Here is a 22111-nt window from a genome sequence, read left to right as displayed (position 1 = left end):
ACCCGGCCGGCGTTTTGTGCATTTGACCGAGGCCACCTGGGCAGCCACCTGTCAGCATGCCGCTCATCAGGACAGGAGAAACCCCATGAAAATCGTCATTGCCCCCGACTCGTTCAAGGACAGCCTCGACGCTGCCGGTGTCGCCCGCGCCATCGCTGCGGGCCTGAGCGAAGCGTGGCCCGAGGCTGAACTGGTCGAGTGCCCAATGGCCGACGGTGGCGAAGGCACCATGGAGGCGATCCTGGCCGCCAGCCAGGGTGAACTGCGCCGCCAGGCCGTGCGCGGGCCATTGGGGGAGCACGTCGAGGCCGGCTGGGGCTGGTTGCCGCAAAGTCGCACCGCAATCATCGAAATGGCCCAGGCCAGTGGCTTGCAACGGGTGCCAACCGGCCAGCGCGATGCTTGCCGCAGCAGCACCTGGGGGACCGGTGAGCTGATTGCCGCAGCCCTCGACGCCGGCGCTCAGCGTGTGGTGCTGGCCATCGGTGGCAGCGCCACCAACGATGCCGGCAGTGGCATGTTGCGAGCGCTTGGCCTGCGCCTGCTGGATGCTGACGGGCAAGCGCTGGAAGAGGGCGGCCTGGCCTTGGCCAAGCTGGCCCGTATCGACGCCAGCGGTCTCGACCCGCGCCTGGCCGGGGTGCAGTTTGAAGTCGCGGCGGATGTCGACAACCCCTTGTGTGGCGCCAACGGCGCATCGGCGATCTTCGGCCCGCAGAAAGGTGCCAACCCGCAGCAAGTAGAGGCGCTGGACCACGCGCTGAATCATTTTGCCGACCATTGTGCGCTGCTGTTGGGCGCGGATGTGCGCGATTACCCTGGTTGTGGTGCGGCCGGTGGCATGGGCTTCGCTGCCCGGGCATTCATGGACGCGCAGTTCCGCCCTGGGGTGGAAGTCGTGGCTGAGCTGGCTGGCCTTGACGCCCTGGCACAAGGGGCAGATCTGGTGGTGACGGGCGAGGGGCGTTTCGATGCCCAGACACTGCGCGGCAAGACGCCGATGGGGGTGGCGCGGGTTGCCAAGCGCCATGGCGTGCCGGTGGTGGTACTGGCCGGGACCTTGGGGGAGGGGTATCAGCAGTTGTATGCCCATGGGGTCGACGCTGCATTTGCACTGGCCAGTGGACCGATGAACCTGGAGCAGGCGTGTGCAAATGCTGCCGAGCTGTTGCAGGCCAGGGCCTGTGATATCGGTCGGCTGTGGCGCTGCGCGAAGCGAGGCTGAACACCCTGTAGAAATGGCCTTATTGCTGTGTCTCGAACATGGCAATGAAGTTGGCCAGCGCTGGCGAAGCATTCTGGGCGTTCCATTTCATGTACAGCCCAAGCCCGGGGGGTGGCTGGTCATCGATAGGGCGGATGGGGCAAAACTGCACGCGTTCGCGCGGGGTTGAGCGGACGAAGGACGCCGGCACCAGGGCCACGCCAAAGCCGCAGGCCACCAGACCCAGCAGGGTGTGGATCTGCGCCGCCTCCTGCACGACCTTGGGGTAGAACCCGGCCGATTCGCACAACGCAACCAACTGTGCGTGGTAGCCGCCGCCCAGCGCTTGTGGGGTGAACACGAAGTCCTCATCGGCAAACTCGCGCAAGTCGACGGCCTCGTGCTGCGCCTTGGGGTGGCTGGCAGGCAGCGCCATGACGATCTGCTCGTCAAGCAGCAAGCGTGCTTCCAGGGTGCCGGCCGGCAGTGGTAGCCTGCGCATGAAGCCGATATCCGCCTCACCGGCCAGCAAGGCCTTGGCCTGGGAGGCGGATGGCATCTCGCGGATGGTCAGCTGCACGTTCGGATAAGTCTCCCGAAAGCGGCGCAAGCGGTTGAGCAGCGAGTCGTAATAGGCGATGGAAATGGCCGTGATGGTCAATTTGCCGCTGACCCCCGCCGAAACGCTGCGCGCGTACTCGATCCCTTGTTCCAGTTCAGCAAGCGTGCGGTAGGCGGTGTCGAGAAACGCTGCACCCGCTGCGGTCAGGCGCACCCCGCGCTTGTTGCGCAGAAGCAGGCCGAAACCGAGCTTTTCCTCGAGCCGGTTGATCGCCTGGCTCAGCGGTGGTTGTGCCATGTGCAGGCGCTGGGCGGCCTTGTGAAAGTGCAGTTCTTCGGCCACGGCGATGAACTGCCTGAGCAAGCGTGTTTCGATCATCCAGCATTCCTGCAGCGTGGCGACTCGGCGGTGATATCCGTGGGATATCAAAGTTGCATGATTTTAATATTAAGTCATTGATTTTTTTGTTGATATCGTAAGAAAGGAGAATTGAAGGTAGCCAGAAATGCCCGTTACTCACCTGGCCGGTGCGTTGTGCCATCACACTGATTGCACCTTGCGCGCCAGCAATAGCCAGCACATCGCCATGCGCTTCAACGAATACAGCAGTGTCAGCTACCCTCGGGACCTCGGCCGTGTGCAGGTGGCCGAGCGCTGGCGCCGCATCAAGGAATGCAATTACGTGCCGGTCAAAGTGGCCAACACGCGCGCGGACCTTGGTGAAAGCCTGGTCTGGGATGAACGCAGTGGCGTGCTGTACTTTGTCGATATCTCTGGCGGGCGCATCAACGGCCTGACACCCGATGGCGAAGTGGATTGCCTTTACGAGTCTGCCGCGCGTATTGGCGCCCTGGCGCTGACCGACCGGGGTAACCTGATTTTCACCGAGGATGCCAGCGTGGCCATCTTCGATGTGCCAACACGCAAGGTGAGCCAGCATTCGGCATCGGTCCATCCGCGCTCGACTTACCGCTTCAACGACGGCGCCTGCGACCCTCAGGGACGCTTCGTCACCGGCCTGATGGACGAGGCCCTCAGCGGCAATACCGGGGCGCTTTTTCGCTTTGACTGGCAATTGAGCGACCAGGTGATTCACGATGACATGGCTTTGCCCACCGGCCTTGCCTGGTCTCAGGACGGCCATACGGTGTACTTCGTCGATTCGGCGGCGCGTGCGATCTACCGCGCCGAGTACCTCATCGAAGGCCGGCTGGGCGCTGTCACGCTGTTTGCCGAAACCCCCGCCGAACTGGGGCGGCCGGATGGCCTGGCGCTGGACCGCGAAGGCGGGCTGTGGGTGTGCCAGTACCATGGCAGCTGCCTGCTGCGTTACGACCGCCACGGGTACCTGACCGACCAGGTGTTGATGCCAGTACCGTGCCCCACCAGCTGCTGCTTTGGCGGGCCCGGGATGAACACCTTGTACATCAGCACCGCGCGTTACGACATGACGCCAGAAGACCTGCACCATTATCCGGACGCTGGCGACCTGTATGCCATCCGCCCGGAAACGGGCGGCGTCGCCAGGCACAGCTTCAAGGAATAAGCGGTTGCACCTGACTGGCCGGTAGCACGGCCAGATCGCCAAAACGCTGCGCCGAGTCGATGTAGCGCAGCGCCGACTTGGCGTCTTTCCAGCCCACATAGCTCATCAGCGACTTCAGTTCCCAACCATTGGCCGTGGCCCAGGTGGCGAAGCCACGCCGTAGCGAGTGGCCGGTATACAGCGCCGCCGGCACCCCGGCGCGTTCCAGCATGCGCCGCAGCAGGCCCACCAGGCTGTTGCTGTTGAGCGCGTTGTCGCCAAGGTTGCCCCAGCGGTCGAGTTTGCGGAACACCGGCCCATGGGCAATACCGGCGACTTCAAGCCATTGCAGGTAGGCAGTGACAGGGCACAAGGCCTTGAGGGCAGGGGTGCGGTGCTGGACGCCCAAGGCTTCGCGGTCGCCCTTGCTGCGTGGCAGGAAAAGCGTAATGCCGACACCGGCTTGTGCCTGGATGTGTTCGATGCGCAGGCGTGCCAGCTCATCGCCGCGAAAACCACGCCAGAAACCCAGCAACAGCAAGGCGCTGTCACGGCGAGCCCGGCGCAGGGCTGCCAAATCATGGTGCTCGCGGGCTTGTCGGGCTTCTTCTTCAAAACACGTCACAGCGGTTTGCAGGTGTTGCAGCAACAGCGGTGCGGCCTGCTTGGGCGGCGTCGGGTGCAGGGTGCGGATGCCGCGTAGCACCTGACGCACCAACGGCGCCTTGGTCGGGTCGGGGAAACCTTGGGCGACGTGCCATTGGCTGAGCGCGGCCAGGCGTTGGCGCAGGGTGCTGACTGCATGCTGGTCGGCATGATCGGCCAGGTAGCGGGCGATACTCTCGGCGGTGGCCGGGAGAAAGCCGCCCCAATGGCTTTCGAAATGCTCGATGGCGGCCTGGTAGCTGCGCCGGGTGTTGTCACGGGTGGCGGCGCGAAGGTAGCGCTCGATATCGGTCATGGTGCGGGTGTCGGTGTGTGATCGGTACACGATAAACCGAAATGCGTTGCCTGTCCTTGCCCAACGCCATCGGCAAGCCTGCCGTTGCGCTCAGTACACGCATGCCTTGTCCTCGATACCGTTGAAGGGCGGGTAAACCCACAGCTGCGGCAGCGACAGTGGCCGGCTGAAGTGGTAGCCCTGGGCGATATCGCAGCCGGCAAGCTTCAGGTACACCACCTGTTCGCGGGTTTCCACCCCCTCGGCCACCACTTCCAGGCCCAGGCGCTTGGCCAGGATGATGGTGGAGGACACGATCGGGCTGTCGTCATGGCTGTTGGACAGCGCCGCGATCAGCGAACGATCGATCTTCAACTTGCTCAGGGGCAGTGAATGCAGGTGGGCAAAGCCGGCGTAGCCACGGCCAAAATCGTCCAGACTGATACCCAAACCTGCGCCGCGCAACGTATGCAGGTGCGCCACCGCCGTGCCTTCGGGGTCGAGGATGGTGGTTTCGGTAATTTCCAGCTCCAGCTGCTGGGGCGCGATGCCATGATGCTGCAATTTGCTCAGCAGCCGGTCAGCGAAATCGGCTTGACGCAGCTGCAGGGCGGAGACATTGACTGCCAGCCGTGTCTTGCGGCCTTGGGCATTCCAGCTCGACAAGGCTTCACAGGCCAGCCGAATGACCTCCCAACCCAGTTCGACAATGAAACCACTGCGCTCGGCCAGGCCGATGAAGCGGTCCGGGTACAGCAGGCCGAAATCAGGGTGGTCCCAGCGCACCAGCGCCTCGTAGGCCAGCACCTGGTGGGTGTCCAGGCGCATCTGTGGCTGGTAGTGCAGCACGAACTGGCGTTCGGCCAAGGCACTGCCGAACGCTTGCTCAAGGGTGAAAGCCTGGATATCGGCCAGGTTCAGCGAGGGGTCGAAAAAGCGATACTGCGCGCGTCCAGCCTGCTTGGCCGAGTACATTGCAGCATCGGCACTGCGTATCAGGCTGTCGATGTCCTGGCCATCACGCGGGCAGATGCTCACCCCTACGCTGGGGCTGGTGTTGACCTCTTGGCCATCCAGGGCGTACGCGGCCGACAGTTTCTGCACCAGTTCGTGGACCCAGGCGTTGATCTGCTCCTCGCTGCGCTCGCCGGCCAGCAGCACCACGAATTCGTCGCCGCCAAACCGCGAAGCCTCGTCGCCGGGCTCCAGCAGGCGCTGGATACGCCCGGCCACAGCCTGTAGCAGCAGGTCACCAATCTTGTGTCCGAGCGAGTCGTTGATCGACTTGAAACGGTCCATGTCGATGAACAGAATCGCCATCAGTCGGCGCTTGCCACGTTGCCGAGTCAGCGCCTGGCTGGCCACTTCGACGAACTGGCGGCGGTTGTGCAGGCCGCTGAGGTGGTCCGTGGCGGCGGCGTGGCTGCTGCGCCGGTGTTCGTCCTCCAGGCGCACGATCAGTTGCTGATTGACCTGCTGGGCATGTTCCAGCGCGTCGAAGGCCTCCTGGCGCTTGCGTAGCAGGCGCAAGGTCCATAGCAGGCTGGCCAGGATCATCAGGGTCATGCTCAGGTTCAACCAGAACTGCCGGGAATAGGCCAGCGTCGAGGGTGCGAGGATTTCTGCCTGGCGCTGGCTGACCACCACGCTGAAGCCGTGCTCGGGTACATGGCGGTACAAGCTTTGGTAGGCATCACCCGCTATGTATTGGGTCAGCATGCCCGCTTCGGTGTTTAGCGCCGGCAGCGGTGGCTGCAATAGGTCGCCCGCAGTCACCACGCCGCTGTTGTCGATGCGCAGCCGTTCCAGGCCGTCATCCTGCAGCAGACGCACCAGGCCACTGTTGCCCAGGTCGATAGGCTGGAACAGCACCGCCAGGTAGCCGACGTCCAATTGCACCACCAAAAGGTTGTCGATTTCCCGGCCGGTCGAATTGGTCAACGGCAGCAGGAAGGGCAGGCGCCCAGTGGGCGGGGCAGCGTTTTGGCTGGCAGGCTGAATGCTCGGCAGGAAAGGTTTGAAACCGTAGCGGTCAATGTGCCGCTGCAGTTGGTGCAACCAGTCTGCCGGCAACTCGGCGGCCTCATCGGTGTGGCTGGCCGCTAGCAGCCGGCCTTGTCGGTCGTACAGGCTCAAGCGCTTGAACACTGGGTCTGCGGCCAGGCTGGGTACCAGGCTGAAGTTGCCTTGGCGCAGCGCTTTCATGTCGTCCTGGGTAACACGACCCACCGTCTGGGCGCGGTCGACAAGCTGTCGCAGGTTTTCACCCACGATGCTGGCCAGGTTCAGGTGCTCGACGGCCTTGGCCGACAGTGCACCCTGTCGGGCGGTGGCTTTCTGCGTGACGTGCAGCCCCCAGAGAAAGGCCAGGGTCGCTGCACAGAGCATCAGGATCAGCAGTCGCAGAAGGCTGGAGGAGGAAAGCGAACGGCGAATCACTGCTGATAGTTCCCGACCCTGGGTAATGCTCGGAAAATACGACAATAAGATGACAGCCTGATGACTGGTGGCCAATAGCCTTTAGGGGATTTCCCTATTAGCCATGGGTGTTTGCAAGCGAGCCGTTTCCTCTTCGAGGTAGCTCATCAATGCGCTAACTTCGGCATCGCCCAAGCGCATGTTGGGCATGGCCAGGCGGTTGTATTGTTCGAACAGCAGCATGGCCAAGGGGTCTTTTTCGGCCAGCATCTGGTCGGGCACCTTCAGCCAGCGGACCAGCCAGTTGGCGTCACGCTGACGGGTCACGCCCAGCAGGTCGGGGCCGATGCCTGGCTGGCCTGGCTCGGTGTTGCCCACGGTATGGCAGGACGAGCAACGGGTACGGAATATCTGCTCGCCGCTGCTGGGTGAGCGGATTTGCGGAGCCTGAGCGTAGTCATTGCTCATGGCGCTGGCCTGCTTCCAGTTGTGCAGGCTGTTGCCCAGGCGGTCTGCGAGGATGTACGGGCTTTCGAAAGGCGAGGCTTTCATCCAGCGGCCGGTGGCCTGGTTGCCGATGATGAGGCTCAGGTTGTGGTCTTTGGAGCGGCCGTTTTCCAGGCCATCGATCCACAGCCCCAGGCTGCGGCGTAGTTGCTCGATGTCGTCGGGTTCGCCGGTCAGCAAGGTCCAGCCTGGGCCGATGCCGAACTTTTCGGCATAGCGTTTGAGGGTGGCGGGGGTGTCGTTATAGGGGTCGATGCTGATGGAGTAGAGGAAGATGTCTTTGCCGACCCGGTCACCGAGGATTTTCTGTACCTGGCGCAGGCGAGCGGTTTCCACTGGGCAGGAATCGGAGCAGCCGGTAAAGATGAAGTTGATGGCGACCACCTTGTCCTTGATCAGGTCGTCGAAGAAATGCACTTTTTCGCCATCCTGAGTGAGCAGGGGGATGTTGGGGAAATAGCTGGCCCCCCAGGGAGAGGCCGCTGCTTCGGCCACCGTTCGTTGGGGTTGCAACGGCCAGAACGGAATGCTGGCGGCGAACAACGCCAGTACCAGCAGGAATCGCCATGAGCCGGGCATGATGCGGTCCTCGTGGGTTGGCTGATGGGGGCCGCATGGCGGCCCCGCTTTGCACTCACTTGTATGTGACTGGCGCTGTCACCGTCTGGCCCAGCGTCGATTTCACCGTGACCGTCGCTGGCGTGGCCGGGCCAAAGCCGGTGGTGGTCACCGCTACCCGCCAACGGGCCCCCGTAGTCGTGGCAGTCAGCGTCGCGTTCCCCAGGCTTACCGGACCACCGGTGGTTGCTGCAGTCACGCTGATGCTGTTGCCCGTGGCCACCGTGGTTGTCCCCTGCACATCCCAGGTGAACCGGTTGCCGCTACGCAGTTGCACTGTGGCACTGGTGACCTTGAGCTCGTCGGCCGCCACTACTGGGGTGACGGCGATGCTGACCGTGGCCGGGGTCACCGACTCGGCCCCCTTGGTATCACGCGCCGTGTAATTGAAGCTGGCCGTGAACGGCGTGGCGACCGTAGCGGGTGGGGTGTACGTCACTGTGCTGCCGTCCGTGCTCACGGTACCCTGGCCGGAGTCCGGCTGGCTGAGGCCGGTGACCGTGAGCGGTACGTTGCCGTCCGGGTCGCTGTCGTTGGCCAGCACGTTCAGGGTGATCGCCTTGCCTGCAGTCGTTGCGGCACTGTCATTGGCCACGACAGGTGGTTTGTTGGCCGGGTCGTCATTGTCGTTATCGGTTTTGGTGCGGAACGTTGGCAGGCCTACCGAGGCCATGTAGCGCACGCCGTCCCATCCTGGCAGCGGGGTGGGCATCACCTGGAACTGCCCCGGATGTTCAATGTCCCAGCGCAGCAGCATCGAAGAGTCCTCGTGCTGGGTGTTGTGGCAGTGCTCCATGTAGGTGCCGGCGAACTCGCGGAAGCGGATGGCCATTTCCACCTCTTCGGACGAATCAGGTTCCGACCCGATACGGTACACATCCTTGCGCGCCCATTTTTCCCATTCTGGCGGGGCCTTGCCGTCGCGGCTAAGAATCACGCCTTCCTCGAAGTGCACGTGTACCGGGTGGCTCCAGCCATTGCCGCCGTTGACGATCTTCCACACTTCCAGGGTGCCGTCGCCGCTGAAACCACCGTCGGTGGACTGGTTGGCCAATTGCGGCGCGGCACTGATGCGGCGTGGGTCCATGCTGTAGCCAAAGCCGCCGTCGGTCTTGATGGTCCACGGGGTGGTGTCCGTACCGTCTGAGCGGCCAAAGATGAACTCGCGGTGGCGGGCATCCTTGAGTTTGGCCTGGTCGGCTGCGGCGTCGCGGTCAATGGGCAGGGGCAGCATTTTCAGGCCTGCAGCCTTGCCTGGCTTGGCCGGCTCATAGGCTACCGGGTCCATGCTCAGGTCCTGGCCGGTGTACGGTTGCACCCACAGTTGCAGAAACTTGCCGACAGCCGGGTCGCCGTTGTCCCACTGCGGGCCTTTGCTGGTCTGCTTGATTACCGCCTTGTATTTTTCCGACAGCACGTCGGCCAACGGGATAGCTTGCTTCGGACCTTTGCCGGAGTCGTGCTCCATCAGGTTGACGAAGTACAGCTTGTCGCCGGCCTTGATGCCGTTCTTGGCGAAGTTGATGATGATGTCGTAGCGCTCGGCAATGGCCTGCAACGGCAAGACGCCGTTGTTGTCTTGCAGATTGCCGTCACCATTGAGGTCCATCGTGCCGTCGAATGGCACCGCATGTTCCATGATGTTGCCGTCGTTGGCGATCATGTGGAACGGCACCCGCGCATACGACAGGTTGGAGCCGGACGGGCCTTTGAACTCACCACTGGTACCGGCAATCTCCCGCACCACGGCGAACTTGAAGTAGCGTGACACCGAGCCGTTGAGGAGACGGAAGCGGTAACTGCGCGCACGCACCTTGAGCCTGGGCTTGTACTGCCAGTTGACCAGAATCTGGTCAGCGAGGAAGCCGTCCGTGTTGAACGGGTTGAACCACAGCTGGCCATTGGCATCCCAGGCTTTGTCGGCAATCACCAGGTTGACGTCATAGTCACGGTTCCCCCAAGGCATGGCTGAACCGCTTGGGAAGCGCAGGTTGACGCCGTCCTGCAGGGCCTCGTTGCCGCGGTCCAGGGCGCTGTAGTAGTTCATCATCACGGCGTTGCCCTTGTAGACGTTCTGCGCCGTGAAATCCATCATGTGGTCGTGGAACCAGTGGGTACTCATGGTTTCGCGCCAGTCGCCACGAATCTTGATACTGCCGTTCTCGCAGGTTTTCAGGCCCGGTGAACCATCGTTGACGAACAAGGTTTCACCCGGCGAGCAGGGGAAAGCGGCACGCGGGTCCTGGGCACGGGTGTTGATGGTGTCGTAGCCGGCCAGCTGCACCGGCCAGCGGTAGTCGTAGTACTGGCCGGGGAAGAAGTACGCGTTGGCAAAGCCGTCGCTTTCGGCCGGCGAGTGGCCGTTGTGCTCGTGGGTCGAGATGGTATGCAGGCCAAAGCCACCGTTGGCCGAGGGGTCAATCGGCAGTGCGTTGTAATGGCGCATCAGAATTGGCTGGCCGTAGCGCACCATCAGCAGCTTGGGCGGGAAAGTGCCGTCGAAGGTCCACAGCGATTTGTGGTTTTGCAGTGGCATGTTCGGATGGAAGCGTGTGTCGATGCCCTTGGTGGTGCCCAGCGTGGTCGGAATGTCGGAGGTCTGGTAGTACAGGCCGCCCGGGGCAAATTCACCGACGGCATAGTTGTGCAGTTGCTTACGGTCGCGCAGGCCGAGGTTGATGCGCGCACCGGCCTGGGCGGTCTTGAACGCTGCCTGCGGGTAAAACTCGTTCCAGCGCTGGTGCGACCAGCCTTTTCCTGGTGGCCGGCCTTCAGCGGGCGAGCCGACCGGCTGGCGGTTGAGGAACATCTCGATCTGCGCCTTCCATGGATTGCGGTCCAGCACGTTGGCGTACTGGGTCGGGAACGGGTACAGGCCGGGTTGCTTGAGAAACGCTTCCAAAGCGCTGCCACTGGGGCCGCTGCGTGCTACCACGTTGGGGTCTTGCGCGGGGGCCGCGCCGAGGGTCGGTACCGGGAAGGTCAGATCGGGCGCCGGCGTGGTCGGGTCGAGCTTCTCTGGCCCGAATTCTTCGAACAGCAACAGTTGCTGGGTGAAAGGTTGCGCACCGAACAACGGGCTGGGTTTGCCGTTGGTAGGGTACTTGTCCGACGTTTGCAGGGCAGGCGGCAGCACGTTGTCGGTGCGTACCGTGTTGCGGTCGCCATACATGCCATCGGTCAGCTCCAGCGAGCCTTCGTTGGCCTCCGGCATGGTGTTCAGCTCAAGCAAGGTAGCGGTCGGGTCGTCCGGCTGGTCGGTGTAGGCCGACGGGTCGGTCGGCGGTGGCATGCTGTTGTCGTCGAGGGGGGATGCCATGGCCGTGATCAATCCGAGGCTGATCATCAGTGCCGTGACAGAGGACAGATGGAACACGCGTCTGGACGCGTGACTCGCAGCAGGTGTTTTCATTGGCTTAAGCCTCTTTTGCGGCCTTAGGGCCTTAAGCCATCAATGGCGTTTTGCCCGTTAAATGGCCATCAGCAACAGCTATGCCAACAGATATTTCAGTAATGCTTTGACATACAAAACCTTGCAGTGTCTGGCGTGCACTAAAAGATGGCGCGTCAAGAATGGGGACAGATACCCATTAGCGGGTCACCATTGCCCACAGTTTGGGTAGTGACAGGCGCGGCGCCCTCGGGTATACCTGAGCGCCACCAAGGGGAGCCCGGCAATGGGCTGAGAAACCGCTGAACGCTGCAGCGCGGTGACCCTTCGAACCTGATCCGGATCATGCCGGCGAAGGGATGGGGCTTGTAACCTGCCTTTTTGCCGGCCTCACTGCGAGGCCAGTCCATGCCAACTTTCAAGGTCTCGCTGTCACCCTCATCAAGGACAGCAACATGACCGAACGTTTCAGCCAGTCCCTGCGCCGCCAGAGCGAGCCGACCTGGTCGGCGGCCGTTGGCCACCGTTTCGTGACCCGATTGTGCGACGGCAGCCTGCCGGACCCGATCATGGTCGACTACCTGGTTCAGGACCACCGTTTCCTCGACAGCTTCGTGACCCTGCTAGGCGCGGCCATCGCCACCGCTGACACGTTTGAAGCCCGCCTGCGCTTCGGCCGCTTTGCCGGGATGATCTGCAGTGACGAAAACACCTACTTCCTGCGTGCCTTCGAGGCCTTGGGTGTCAGCCCGGCGCAACGCAGTGAACCGGCCGATACCGCGCCTACCGCAGGTTTCAAGGCGATCATGCGCGAAGCGGCAGCCACCCGTTCCTACGCAGCGGCACTGGCGGTGCTGAACGTCGCCGAAGGCCTGTACCTGGACTGGGCACTCAAGGCGCCGAAACCGATGCCGGACAACTTCGTCCATGCCGAGTGGATTACCCTGCATGACAACCCGGTATTCCAGGCATTCGTCGCTTTCCTGCAGGCCGAACTGGACCGCGTCGGCCCGCAGGAGGCCGCATTGGCAAGTGACTTCTACCAGCGCACCGTGGCGCTGGAGCTGGCTTTCTTCGATGCAGTGTACCCGGAGGGCAAATGAGCATGGATATCTTCGAGCGCCTCAAGGCCGCTGCCTCGCCACAATGGAACCGCTACGTAGACCATGACTTCGTGCGTCAGATGGGCGAGGGCACGCTGAGCGAGGAAGCGTTCCGGACCTACCTTGTGCAGGATTACCTGTTCCTGATCCAGTTCGCCCGCGCCTGGGCGTTGGCTGCCTACAAGAGCCGCCGCCCGGCCGACATTCGCGCGGCGCAGGCCGGGCTGTCGGCGATCCTGGATGAAACCGAGCTGCACGTGCGCCTGTGCGCGCGCTGGGGCTTGACCCAGGCAGACATCGAGGCCGCGCCAGAGCATCAGGCCACGGTGGCATACACCCGTTATGTGCTGGACTGCGGCGCAGCCGGCGACCTGCTGGAGCTGCACGTGGCACTGGCACCTTGCGTGATCGGCTATGCCGAAATCGGCCGGACCCTGGCCGAGCGCATTGGCGACTTGAGCAATCACCCCTACCGCGAGTGGATTGGCGAGTATGCCGGGGAGGGCTACCAAGGGGTGGCCGCAGCAGCGCGCAAGCACCTCGATGAACTGGCGGCGCGCAGCATGACCGAGCAGCGGTTCGCCGAACTGGCAGGGATTTTTGGCCAGGCCTCCAGCCTGGAGGCTGATTTCTGGCAAATGGGGTTGGACGGGACCGTGTAAACCGCCGTGGGCTGGGTGATTACTACCCAGCCCAGGCCCGCTTTGGTGCATGAGCGCCTCAAAATAAGTCGTCCCGCACACTTCAGATCGTCAGATCGCAGCTTTAATGTGCACAGTGCATATGGATTTCTGGGCGAGCAGCCCGATTTCTTCCGGGTGGCGGCGCAGGAAAAAGCGGCCCGCATATTGCTCTTTCCGCTCCCAACTACACACCCGGAGCCCCGTGCAATGAGCTCACCCAGCGAATTTCCACTCAGCGAAGCCCCCCAGTCCGCCCGCAAGGGCCTGCTGCCGATCGCGATGGTCTTGTTCAGCTTCACCTTCTTTACCGGCACGATGTTCGCCGGCGGCAAGCTGGGCATGGCATTCAGTTTTGTCGACATGCTGTGGGTGGCGACCCTCGGCAACAGTTTGCTTGCCTTGTATGCCGCAGTGCTGGCCTTCATCGCCTCACGCAGCGGGCTGAATACCGTGTTGATGGGGCGCTTCTGTTTTGGTGAAGCGGGGAGCCGGCTCTCGGACTTTCTGCTGGGTTTTGCCGAACTGGGCTGGTATGCCTGGGGTACGGCCACGGTGGCCATCGTGCTGGTCAAGCTGCTGGGGCTGGCGGATGGTTTCGGCATGCCGTTGATGGTGCTGTTCGGGCTGGGTTTCAGCATTACGGCCATCATCGGGTTCAAGGGGCTGGACCTGTTGTCGCGGGTGTCGGTGCCATTGATGTTCGTGCTGCTGTTGGTGTCCATGTACATCGCCACCCGCGATGCCGGTGGCTTTGCCGGCCTGGCTGCAGTCGTCCCGCATGAAACCATGACCTTTTCGGCGGCAGTGACCATGGTCTTCGGCACCTTCGCCAGTGGCGCCACCCAAGCCACTAACTGGACACGGCTGGCACGCAGTGGCCGGGTAGCGGTGATCGCCAGCGTGGTGGCATTCCTCCTTGGCAACGGCCTGATGGTGGTGGCCGGGGCGTGGTGCGCGATGGTTTATCAGCAGGCCGATATCGTCGACGTGATGATGCTGCAGGGCCTGTCGTTCGCGGCCGTGGTGATGCTGTGCCTGAACCTGTGGACCATTCAGGGTCCGACCATCTACAACGTGTCGGCCGCCGCCTGCCACTTGTTGCGCAGCGAGCGCCGGCGCACGGCAACGCTGGTGGCGGCCGGGGTTGGCATTGTGCTGGCGATGGGTGGCATGTACGAAATGCTGATCCCGTTCCTGGTGCTGCTGGGGTCGATCATTCCGCCGGTGGGTGGGGTGATCATGGCTGATTTCTGGTACCGCCACCGCGGCAAATACCCGGCACTGGGTACGGCACACCTGCCACGCTACAACCTCACCGGGCTGTTTGCCTATGCCGTGGGCGCAGTACTGGCCTATGCCTCACCGTGGGTCGCGCCGCTGGTGGGCATCGCCGCCTCGGCAGTGTGCTACATCGTCATTCTAGAGCTGGGCGCACGCCGCCGCGCGCCCGGCCAGGCGGGCGTCGAGCCGTGAGCCTGGCGCTGGACGAGCTCCTGCATTTGCCCGGTCTGCACGAAATGCAGGTGCGGGCCGGCGCGCGCAACCTGCAGCGGCGGGTACGCTGGCCTTACGTGGCGGAGAACGAGGGTATCGCCGAATGGGTGATGGGCGGTGAACTGGTATTCGTCACCGGCATCAATCACCCGCGCGGCGAAGCCAACCTGCTGAGCCTGGTGGAGGATGGCGACGCCGTGGGCATTGCCGGCATGGTGATTCTCACCGGCGGCAGTTTCATCCAGAGCATCCCGGCGCCCGTTGTCGCGCGCGCCGAGCAGCTGGGCTTGCCGCTGATCGAACAGCCCTACGCACTGAAGATGGTGGTGGTCACCCACCTGATCGGCACTGCACTGGTACAGATGAGCCAGGCGCGCCGCTCGCGTAACGACATCCTTGGGCAACTGCTCACAGGCGACTACCCAAGCCTGGCGATTGCCCGGCAGCGGGCAGCACACCTGCAACTGGCCCTGGATAAACCGCGGCGCCTGCTGGCGTTGCGCCTGACGGGCGTGGACGCCTTGTTCGAGCGCCAAGGGCTGGCCCACGGCGAGCGTACCTGGCAAGCCACCCGGCAGGCCCTGGAAGACCAGCTCGAAGCCTGGTGCCGCCAGCGGCCCGGCAGTGTGACGGCGCAGTTGCCGGGCGACCTGTTCGTGGTGCTGCTGGCCGATACACACGACTTACCCGAGACCTTGGGCGCGCTGTACCGGCAGCTGCAAGCCGCGACAGGTGAACTGGGCCTCTACATGGGCCTGTCGAGCCTCGCTGACGATTGCGCGCACTACCGCCAGGCCCTCAACGAGGCACGCCAGGCGCTGGATGTGGCGCAGCATCTGCGCCCGGCCAACGGTTATTGCAACTTCAGCGAGCTCGGCGTGTTGCGCCTACTGCAAGGTATTGTCGACCGCTCGCTGGTTGACGATTTCGTCAGCCGCACCCTCGGCCCGCTGATCGCCCCTGGGCGCAAACACGCCCATGCTTTGGTGCATACCCTCGACGCCTTGCTCATGGAAAATGGCAACGGGCTCAAGGCCGCACAGCGTCTGGGGCTGCACCGCAACACGATCAATCAGCGCATCCAGCGCATCGAACAACTGAGCGGGCAGTCGCTGGACGACCCGCTTTTTCGCATGAATGCTTCGGTCGCCATGCTGGTATGGCGCATGAGCGAAGCCCACGGCAAGGAGTAACAGCATGAACATCATCAACGCACGCCTGCGCGGCAAGCCTGGCCTGTTCCGCGTCGAACTGAACGGCGAGCGCATTGCCGCCATCGTGCCCCAGACCGACGTCGTGGCGCCCGCTACGGGCAATGACCTGGACGCCGGGCAAAACCTGGTGGTCGCGCCCTTTGTCGAGCCGCACATTCACCTAGATGCCACGCTGACCGCAGGTGAGCCGAAGTGGAACATGAGCGGCACGTTGTTCGAAGGCATCGAGCGCTGGTCGGAGCGCAAGGAAATCACCACCCACGACGACATCAAGACCCGTGCGAAAAAAACCATCGGCATGCTGGTGGACCACGGTATCCAGCATGTGCGCACCCATGTCGATGTGACCGACCCGAAACTCACCGCGCTCAAGGCCATGGTCGAGGTGCGTGACGAAGTGCGGGAGCTGATCGACCTGCAGATTGTCGCCTTCCCGCAGGAGGGCATCGAGTCGTACGCCAACGGCCGGGCGCTGATGACTGAAGCCGTGGCGATTGGCGCCGACGTCGTCGGCGGCATTCCGCATTTCGAAAATACCCGCGACCAGGGGGTATCGTCGGTGAAGTTCCTGATGGACCTGGCCGAGCGCACCGGCTGCCTGGTGGACGTGCACTGCGACGAGACCGACGACCCGCAATCACGCTTCCTCGAAGTGTTGGCCGAAGAAGCGCGGGTACGCGGCATGGGGGCCCGGGTCACGGCCAGCCACACCGTGGCCATGGGCTCGTATGACAATGCGTATTGCTACAAGCTGTTCCGCCTGCTCAAGCTGTCGGGCATCAACTTCGTGTCGTGCCCGACCGAGAGCATTCACCTGCAAGGGCGCTTCGACAACTACCCGAAGCGTCGTGGCGTGACCCGCGTGGCCGAGATCGACCGCGCCGGCATGAACGTGTGCTTCGGCCAGGACTCCATCGTCGACCCGTGGTACCCACTGGGCAATGGCAATATCCTGCGCATTCTCGAAGCCGGCCTGCACATCTGTCACATGCTCGGCTATGAAGACCTGCAGCGCTGCCTGGACCTGATTACCGACAACAGCGCCCGCACCCTGAACCTGGGCGAGCGCTATGGCATAGAGGTAGGGCGGCTGGCGAACCTGTTGCTGCTGTCGGCGCCGGATGATTACGAGATGGTGCGCAGCCAGGGGCACGCGTTGGTGTCGGTACGCAATGGCAAGGTGCTGATGCAGCGCACGCCAGCGCAGGTGCAACGTTTGCGCTGACGCTGTTGTCGCCTCAGGTGCACAGGGCTGCCAAGGCGTAGCTTGCGACTTGTGCATCCTGCACTGCCACACCGGTCAGGTCCGCCAAGGTAATCTGGCTGTCGTGCTCACGCCCCTTGGCACGGCCAGCCAGTAGCGTACCCAGCTCGATCAGCTGGTTAGCGTCGATCCGGCCACTGCCGAGGGCATGGGCCACTTCGCCGTACTGGCTGCACTGGGCGATGGCGTCGACGATGATACGGTCTGCCCTTGCCACCAGTGCCGGGTCCAGTTCCTGCTTGCCGGGCGCATCGGCACCGACGGCGGTGATATGCGTGCCCGGCTGGACCCAATCGCTGTGCAACAGCGCCTGGCGAGAAGGCGTGGTGCAGACGATCAGGTTTGCCGCGCCCGCAACCTCGGCAGCATCCTGCGTGCTGTGCACCCCGAAGCCCAGTTCGCGGGCAAATGCGGTATAGGCCGCAAGCCCGCGTTCATGCCGGCCCCAGACAATGACCTGGCGGCAATCGGTCACCGCGCGAAGCTGCTCAAGCTGCATCTGCGCCTGCATGCCGGTGCCGAGGATGCCAATGGCCTTGACCCGGGCCGGCGCCAGCAGCCGGGCGGCGATACGCCCGGCCAATGCGGTGCGCATGGCAGTCAGCCAGCCTTGGTCCTGCAGCAGTGCCAGCGGCTGACCGGTGTGTGCAGACAACACAAGCATCAAGCCATCATTGCTCGGCAGGCCCTTGGACGGGTTGTCGTAGAAGCCTGTCGAAAGCTTGACGGTGAAGGTCGGGCTGCCTTCGATGTAGGCCGACTTCACGCAACAGTCACCGTTCGCGCCCTTGAATGCGAAGCCCTGCACGGGCGGCACCTGCACCTTGCCTTCGGAGTAGGCGATGAAGCCTTCCTCCAGTTGGCTGACCGCGAGCTCGGGGTTGAAGCGAGCGATGATCTGCGCCTTGCTGAAGACCCTCATTGAACAGCCTCGAGGAACTTCTCCAGCAGGATGTTACGGCCACACAGGATCACCGCGACACGCTTGCCCTGATAGCGTTCGGCGAGCTTCTGCATGCCGGCGACCGCAACCGCTGCAGCGCCTTCGATGATCCAGCGCTCACTGCTGGCGATGTCGCGCATGGCGCAGCGGATTTCGTCCTCGCTGACCAGCACGGTATCGGTGAGCAGCGCCTGGCAAAGCGGGAAGGTGATCGAGCCTGGCTCGACGCCGCCAGCCGTGCCGTCCGACAGCGTTTCGCAGGCATCCAATTCGATGATTTCACCAGCCTTGAGTGATTGCTGCAGCGTTGGGTCATTCGCCGGCCAGCAGCCGATGATCTCAGTGCCCGGCTTGAGGACGCGCAGGGCGGCGCCGATACCGGAAATCATCCCGCCACCGCCCACGGCGACGAACACCGCGTCCAGGTCTGGCGCCTGCTCGAACAACTCCACGCCTATGGTGCCCTGGCCGGCAATGACTTGCAGGTCGTTGTAGGGGGATACGAAGGGTACGCCGTGGGCCTTGGCTTGCCTGGCGGCTTCCAGCTCTGCACTCAGCGGGTCGGTGGGCAGGCAGACCACTTCGGCGCCCAGCATACGCATTGCCTCTGTTTTGTATGCCGATGCGCCCGTGGTGGTGTAGACCTTCACTGGCACGCCCGCCATCTTGCCGGCCAGGGCCAGGGCCTGCCCGTGGTTACCGGATGAGGCGGCTATCACCCCCTGCTTGCGCGCCTCGGCCGGCAGCAGGCGCATCTTGTTGCTGGCACCGCGAAACTTGAATGAACCGGTGTGCTGCAGGTGTTCGCATTTGAGCAGCACTTCACAGCCGGTCAGTGCCGACAAACGAGCGCTGTGCAAGAGCGGGGTAATGCTGACGGCCGGGCGGAGCGCCGCATGGGCGTCCTGAATGTTTTGGTGCAATGTATCAAGGAACTGGGCATCAACGGACGGGGTGGCTGGCATGACGGGTCCTTGCAGGCGTATGGATAATTTGTCCACAATAGAATAATATTCCACCAGCAGCAAGAGCGTGTGCCTACAGCCAGGCAATACCGCCTAGGCCCTGACTTCCTTCAGGTATTTGTACACGGTGGCCCGCCCCATGCTGAGGACGTTGGCAACGTAATCGGCGCCGCTGCGCCCCTCGAATGCACCCTCGGCATGCAAGGCCAGGACAAGGTTGCGTTTGTCTTTCATCTTCAAGGTCTGCAGCGACAGGTTATGCGCTTGCAGCCACGCTTGCAGGAAGGTGTTGATGCGCTCCTGCCAATCGTTGCGGAACAACGCATCCGGTTGCGGCTCCAGCCGACTCATCTGGAAGAACGCATCCAATGCCACACGCGCCTGTTCCAGCACCGACACGTTCAGATTGATGCACATCAGATACTCGGCTTCGCCTTGCGAATTGTGCAGCACAGCACTGATCGAGCGGACCTTCTGACCGTTCCAGTTGAGCTTCTCGTAGGGACCAAGGTTGGTACCCTTCAAAAGGTCACCCAGTTCTGAACCGAGTGCTGAATCATCGCCGAGCTTGCGATGTGAGAAATTATTGGCGATATGAACGATTGTCTGGCCGCGTATCTCATGAATGACGACTTCCGCGTGGGGGTACAGCAGCAGGGCAATGCTTTCAGCGATTGCCTGGTAATTTTCCAGTGTCATGCATTAGCCAATGATCTATTGAAGATCGCCTATGGTGGCCCTAGAGAATCCTGGGCACAAGACGGAGCTTTACCGGGTCAGGATCAAGTCCTGGCTGCGAGCCGCTCGCCTCGGCCATTGACTGCGTCAGCGGTTTTGCGTGCGCAGCTGCCGTCAGCCGTTGGGCAGCTGCGGGCGATGGTCAAACGTCCAGCACCAACCGGGCGCTGCGGCAGCCCGATACGCAGGGCGTTATCCATTCTCCGCTGTTGCGCTGGGCATCGCTGAGGTACTCGTCGCGGTGATCAGGCGCCCCATCGATGACCCGGCTGACACAGGCGCCGCAGATACCCATCCCACATGACACGGGTAGCTCCACGCCAGCCCGCGATGCTGCTTGTACCAAACTTTCGCCCGGTTGCACCTCGACCTGGAGACGACTGCGCTGTAGCACCAGCGTGCAGTGACGCTCGACGTGCAAGGTGGGCTCTGCGGCCTGGAAATGTTCGCGATGAAGCGCCGTGGTTGGCCAGCCGCTTGCCAGCGCGACGTGCTCAACACAATCCATGAAACCTGCAGGGCCACAGCAATAGAGGCTTGCGCTGCCGTCCCAGGCCGGCAGGTGTTCCTCCAGGTACCCGGCGATCATCGGGGCGCGCAAGCCTCCATGAACCTCGGTATCCGCATCGAGGTACTGGACAAAGGGCACCTGTTTGGCATCGCGGGTGAAAAACAGCAAGCGCACCGACCGACCTTGCGCTTGGCATTGCCGGTACATGGCGAGCAGTGGCGTGATTCCTATGCCTGCGGCCACCAAGACGACCGGTCCTGTGCCAGGTTGCAGGCTAAAGAGGTTGCGCGGCAGGCCCACTTCCACCCGGGCACCCAGCCGCAGGTGCTCGTGCAGCCATTGCGAGCCGCCGCGGGAGGCTTTTTCGCGCTTGATGCCCAGGTAGACATGACCGTCCTCGGGCAGGCTGACCACTGAGTATTGGCGTACCACGCCATTGCCCAGGCGCAGGTCCACATGAGCACCGGGTGCCCAGTCGAAGGGCAGGGGAGCAGGACTCGGCGGGGCCAGTTCCACACCTAGCACGTCGTCGGCTTCAAGGCGCAGGGCCCGCACCTGCAGAGGCGTCCAGCTCATGCGCGTACCCCCGCGGCCTGTTGCAGGCGAAGTACAGCCTGCCGCGCCTGGCTGCCCAGTTCGGCGAGGTCCAAGCCAGGAAGCGCATCGTTTTCCACGCTCAGGCGGCCGCCCACCAGCAATGCCCGCAGCGTCGGACGGCCACCGCCAACCACTGGCGCGATGCCCAGATCATGCAGACCGAAGTAGCGGGGCTGATCGAGGCGGTAGATCGCCAAGTCCGCCGCCATGCCGACCTGCAGCGTGCCGATGGCGTCCAGGCCCAGCACCTGGGCGCCACCTGCTGTGCCCCAGCGCACAACGTCCTCCACGCTGGCGACATGGGCACCGCCCTCCAGATCGCCGCCAGCATGGCGGGCCATGGCGCGTTCGCCGGCCTTGGCCCTTTGCATCAGCCAGGCGGCGTGGGTTTCGCTGATCATGTCGCAGGCTTCGTTGGAGGCAGCGCCATCCACGCCGATCGAAACCGACATGCCTGCAGCCTCCATGGCAACGATATCTGCGATACCACTGCCAAGCCGGCCATTGCTTTGTGGGCAGTGGGCGATGCCGGTGCCGGTGGCGCCCAGCAGCTGGATTTCTTCGGCGCTCAGCTTGACCAGGTGCGCGAACCACACGTCCGGCCCGAGCCATTCCTGCTCCGCGCAGAACACCACGGGCGAGAGGCCGTGGCGATCATGGACTTCGTTCTGGTACTCCACGGTTTCGCTCAGATGGCTGTGCAGGCGGATGCCCAGGCGGCGTGCGGTGCGGGCGGTCTCCCGCAGGTGCTCGGGCGGCATTGAGTAGGGCGGGCTGGTCGGCGCCATTACCACACGGCGCCAGGCATCATCGGCGGGATCATGGTAGACCTGCACCAAGCGCTGAACATCGTCCAGGTACTGCGTGAGGGTCTCAGGTCCGGCCGTCGCGGGGCCTTCCGCCTGACGTACCTGGGTTGCGCCGCCCCGGCAAAGGACGAAACGCAGCCCCAGGCGCTCGGCTTCTTCGAAGAGGATCTGTGCGCTGTCGAAGGCCATGCCTGGCAAGTACAGGTAATGATGGTCGGCCACCGTGCTGCAGCCGGAACGGGCCAGCTCCACCAGCCCGACCCGTGCGGCCAAGCGAAAACTGTGCTCATCGAACAGCCCGCGATAGCGATAGGGCACGGCCCCCAACCAGGCACCGAGGCTCTGGTCGATGCCAGCGGGAATGCCCTTGAGCAAGGACTGGAACAGATGGTGATGGGTGTTCACCCAGCCTGGATACACCACGCAATCGGTGGCATCGAGCACTTGCTCACCTGGTAACGGTTGCAGCGAGCCCAGGGCGGCGATACGCCCCTGGGTGATACGGATGTCCGGCCCGACATGGCGCGCGGCGCCGCCGCGCAGGCCAGTGAGGATGGCGCTGGCGTTACGGATCAGCCAGCTGTTGCTGTGTTTCATGTTCGTCTCCATAGGCAGTACGGCGTTT

17 protein-coding genes and 1 riboswitch are annotated in these 22111 nt (G+C 63.3%); of the genes, 7 read left to right on the top strand and 10 right to left on the bottom strand.

Going from position 1 to position 22111, the window contains the following annotated elements:
• The first annotated feature begins 85 nt into the window (after positions 1-85).
• Positions 86-1225, top strand: a complete 1140-nt coding sequence (locus BJQ17_RS02360; protein WP_070095464.1) for a glycerate kinase — start codon at positions 86-88, stop codon at positions 1223-1225.
• 19 nt (positions 1226-1244) lie between these two features.
• On the opposite strand, the gene BJQ17_RS02355 is transcribed toward BJQ17_RS02360, so the two are convergent.
• Positions 1245-2144 carry a LysR substrate-binding domain-containing protein gene (locus BJQ17_RS02355; protein ID WP_070095463.1) on the bottom strand — a complete coding sequence of 300 codons (900 nt, stop codon included), beginning with the start codon at positions 2142-2144 and terminating at the stop codon, positions 1245-1247.
• A 127-nt stretch (positions 2145-2271) separates the two neighbouring features.
• On the opposite strand from BJQ17_RS02355, the gene BJQ17_RS02350 reads away from it, so the two are divergent.
• Entirely contained in the window at positions 2272-3312 is a 1041-nt protein-coding gene (locus BJQ17_RS02350) for an SMP-30/gluconolactonase/LRE family protein (protein ID WP_070095462.1), read from the top strand.
• Here the strand turns inward: BJQ17_RS02350 and BJQ17_RS02345 are convergent.
• From BJQ17_RS02345 to BJQ17_RS02330, 4 genes are all read right to left on the bottom strand, one after another.
• Positions 3302-4282 carry a site-specific integrase gene (locus BJQ17_RS02345; RefSeq protein WP_079732525.1) on the bottom strand — a complete coding sequence of 327 codons (981 nt, stop codon included), beginning with the start codon at positions 4280-4282 and terminating at the stop codon, positions 3302-3304. The two genes, BJQ17_RS02350 and BJQ17_RS02345, sit on opposite strands and share 11 nt — an antisense overlap.
• 60 nt (positions 4283-4342) lie before the next feature.
• Positions 4343-6670 (bottom strand): bifunctional diguanylate cyclase/phosphodiesterase, encoded by a 2328-nt coding sequence (locus BJQ17_RS02340; protein WP_070095461.1) that lies wholly within the window; start codon positions 6668-6670, stop codon positions 4343-4345.
• 81 nt (positions 6671-6751) lie between these two features.
• On the bottom strand, positions 6752-7735 hold the full coding sequence (locus BJQ17_RS02335) for an SCO family protein (protein WP_070095460.1): 984 nt from the start codon (positions 7733-7735) through the stop codon (positions 6752-6754).
• Positions 7736-7790: 55 nt separating this feature from the next.
• Positions 7791-11186 (bottom strand): Ig-like domain-containing protein, encoded by a 3396-nt coding sequence (locus BJQ17_RS02330; protein WP_070095459.1) that lies wholly within the window; start codon positions 11184-11186, stop codon positions 7791-7793.
• A 241-nt stretch (positions 11187-11427) separates the two neighbouring features.
• Positions 11428-11542, top strand: a riboswitch (TPP riboswitch).
• Between the two features lie 78 nt (positions 11543-11620).
• Between BJQ17_RS02330 and BJQ17_RS02325 the strand changes: the two genes are divergently transcribed.
• The 5 genes from BJQ17_RS02325 to codA all read left to right on the top strand — a co-directional run bounded on the left by BJQ17_RS02325 (position 11621) and on the right by codA (position 16884).
• The gene (locus tag BJQ17_RS02325; RefSeq protein WP_070095458.1) at positions 11621-12268 is read left to right on the top strand and encodes a TenA family protein; all 648 of its coding nucleotides are present in this window, start codon (positions 11621-11623) and stop codon (positions 12266-12268) included.
• Entirely contained in the window at positions 12265-12930 is a 666-nt protein-coding gene (gene tenA / locus BJQ17_RS02320) for a thiaminase II (RefSeq protein WP_033726651.1), read from the top strand. The genes BJQ17_RS02325 and tenA overlap by 4 nt, the downstream gene beginning before the upstream one ends.
• Before the next feature lie 228 nt (positions 12931-13158).
• Positions 13159-14424: a cytosine permease gene (codB, locus tag BJQ17_RS02315; protein ID WP_004576261.1), complete on the top strand. Its 1266-nt coding sequence runs from the start codon at positions 13159-13161 to the stop codon at positions 14422-14424.
• Complete coding sequence (locus BJQ17_RS02310) at positions 14421-15638, top strand: PucR family transcriptional regulator (protein ID WP_004576260.1); 1218 nt, start codon at positions 14421-14423, stop codon at positions 15636-15638. Before codB ends, BJQ17_RS02310 begins: the two co-directional genes overlap by 4 nt.
• A 4-nt stretch (positions 15639-15642) precedes the next feature.
• Positions 15643-16884 (top strand): cytosine deaminase, encoded by a 1242-nt coding sequence (codA, locus tag BJQ17_RS02305; RefSeq protein WP_070095457.1) that lies wholly within the window; start codon positions 15643-15645, stop codon positions 16882-16884.
• Between the two features lie 13 nt (positions 16885-16897).
• Here the strand turns inward: codA and BJQ17_RS02300 are convergent, their stop codons facing one another.
• The 5 genes from BJQ17_RS02300 to BJQ17_RS02280 all read right to left on the bottom strand — a co-directional run bounded on the left by BJQ17_RS02300 (position 16898) and on the right by BJQ17_RS02280 (position 22083).
• A complete protein-coding gene (locus tag BJQ17_RS02300) occupies positions 16898-17845 on the bottom strand; it encodes an ornithine cyclodeaminase family protein (protein WP_070095456.1) in 948 nt (315 codons plus the stop codon).
• On the bottom strand, positions 17842-18831 hold the full coding sequence (locus BJQ17_RS02295) for a threonine/serine dehydratase (protein WP_070095455.1): 990 nt from the start codon (positions 18829-18831) through the stop codon (positions 17842-17844). The genes BJQ17_RS02300 and BJQ17_RS02295 overlap by 4 nt, the downstream gene beginning before the upstream one ends.
• Before the next feature lie 93 nt (positions 18832-18924).
• A complete protein-coding gene (locus BJQ17_RS02290) occupies positions 18925-19530 on the bottom strand; it encodes a transcriptional regulator (protein ID WP_004374393.1) in 606 nt (201 codons plus the stop codon).
• Between the two features lie 181 nt (positions 19531-19711).
• Entirely contained in the window at positions 19712-20656 is a 945-nt protein-coding gene (locus BJQ17_RS02285) for a PDR/VanB family oxidoreductase (RefSeq protein ID WP_070095454.1), read from the bottom strand.
• On the bottom strand, positions 20653-22083 hold the full coding sequence (locus tag BJQ17_RS02280) for an amidohydrolase family protein (protein WP_070095453.1): 1431 nt from the start codon (positions 22081-22083) through the stop codon (positions 20653-20655). The genes BJQ17_RS02285 and BJQ17_RS02280 overlap by 4 nt, the downstream gene beginning before the upstream one ends.
• Positions 22084-22111 lie beyond the last annotated feature (28 nt).

This window comes from Pseudomonas sp. NBRC 111139, from assembly GCF_001753955.1.
Lineage (GTDB): Bacteria > Pseudomonadota > Gammaproteobacteria > Pseudomonadales > Pseudomonadaceae > Aquipseudomonas > Aquipseudomonas alloputida.
This window is presented reverse-complemented; position numbering and strand designations above follow the sequence as displayed.

What these genes read in the sequence shown, in the direction of transcription:
- BJQ17_RS02360 (WP_070095464.1), top strand. Translation starts at nt 86, where the DNA reads ATGAAAATCGTCATTGCCCCCGACTCGTTCAAGGACAGCCTCGACGCT.
- BJQ17_RS02355 (WP_070095463.1), bottom strand. Translation starts at nt 2,144, where the DNA reads ATGATCGAAACACGCTTGCTCAGGCAGTTCATCGCCGTGGCCGAAGAA.
- BJQ17_RS02350 (WP_070095462.1), top strand. Translation starts at nt 2,272, where the DNA reads ATGCCCGTTACTCACCTGGCCGGTGCGTTGTGCCATCACACTGATTGC.
- BJQ17_RS02335 (WP_070095460.1), bottom strand. Translation starts at nt 7,735, where the DNA reads ATGCCCGGCTCATGGCGATTCCTGCTGGTACTGGCGTTGTTCGCCGCC.
- BJQ17_RS02330 (WP_070095459.1), bottom strand. Translation starts at nt 11,186, where the DNA reads ATGAAAACACCTGCTGCGAGTCACGCGTCCAGACGCGTGTTCCATCTG.
- BJQ17_RS02325 (WP_070095458.1), top strand. Translation starts at nt 11,621, where the DNA reads ATGACCGAACGTTTCAGCCAGTCCCTGCGCCGCCAGAGCGAGCCGACC.
- tenA (WP_033726651.1), top strand. Translation starts at nt 12,265, where the DNA reads ATGAGCATGGATATCTTCGAGCGCCTCAAGGCCGCTGCCTCGCCACAA.
- codB (WP_004576261.1), top strand. Translation starts at nt 13,159, where the DNA reads ATGAGCTCACCCAGCGAATTTCCACTCAGCGAAGCCCCCCAGTCCGCC.
- codA (WP_070095457.1), top strand. Translation starts at nt 15,643, where the DNA reads ATGAACATCATCAACGCACGCCTGCGCGGCAAGCCTGGCCTGTTCCGC.
- BJQ17_RS02300 (WP_070095456.1), bottom strand. Translation starts at nt 17,845, where the DNA reads ATGAGGGTCTTCAGCAAGGCGCAGATCATCGCTCGCTTCAACCCCGAG.
- BJQ17_RS02295 (WP_070095455.1), bottom strand. Translation starts at nt 18,831, where the DNA reads ATGCCAGCCACCCCGTCCGTTGATGCCCAGTTCCTTGATACATTGCAC.
- BJQ17_RS02290 (WP_004374393.1), bottom strand. Translation starts at nt 19,530, where the DNA reads ATGACACTGGAAAATTACCAGGCAATCGCTGAAAGCATTGCCCTGCTG.
- BJQ17_RS02285 (WP_070095454.1), bottom strand. Translation starts at nt 20,656, where the DNA reads ATGAGCTGGACGCCTCTGCAGGTGCGGGCCCTGCGCCTTGAAGCCGAC.
- BJQ17_RS02280 (WP_070095453.1), bottom strand. Translation starts at nt 22,083, where the DNA reads ATGAAACACAGCAACAGCTGGCTGATCCGTAACGCCAGCGCCATCCTC.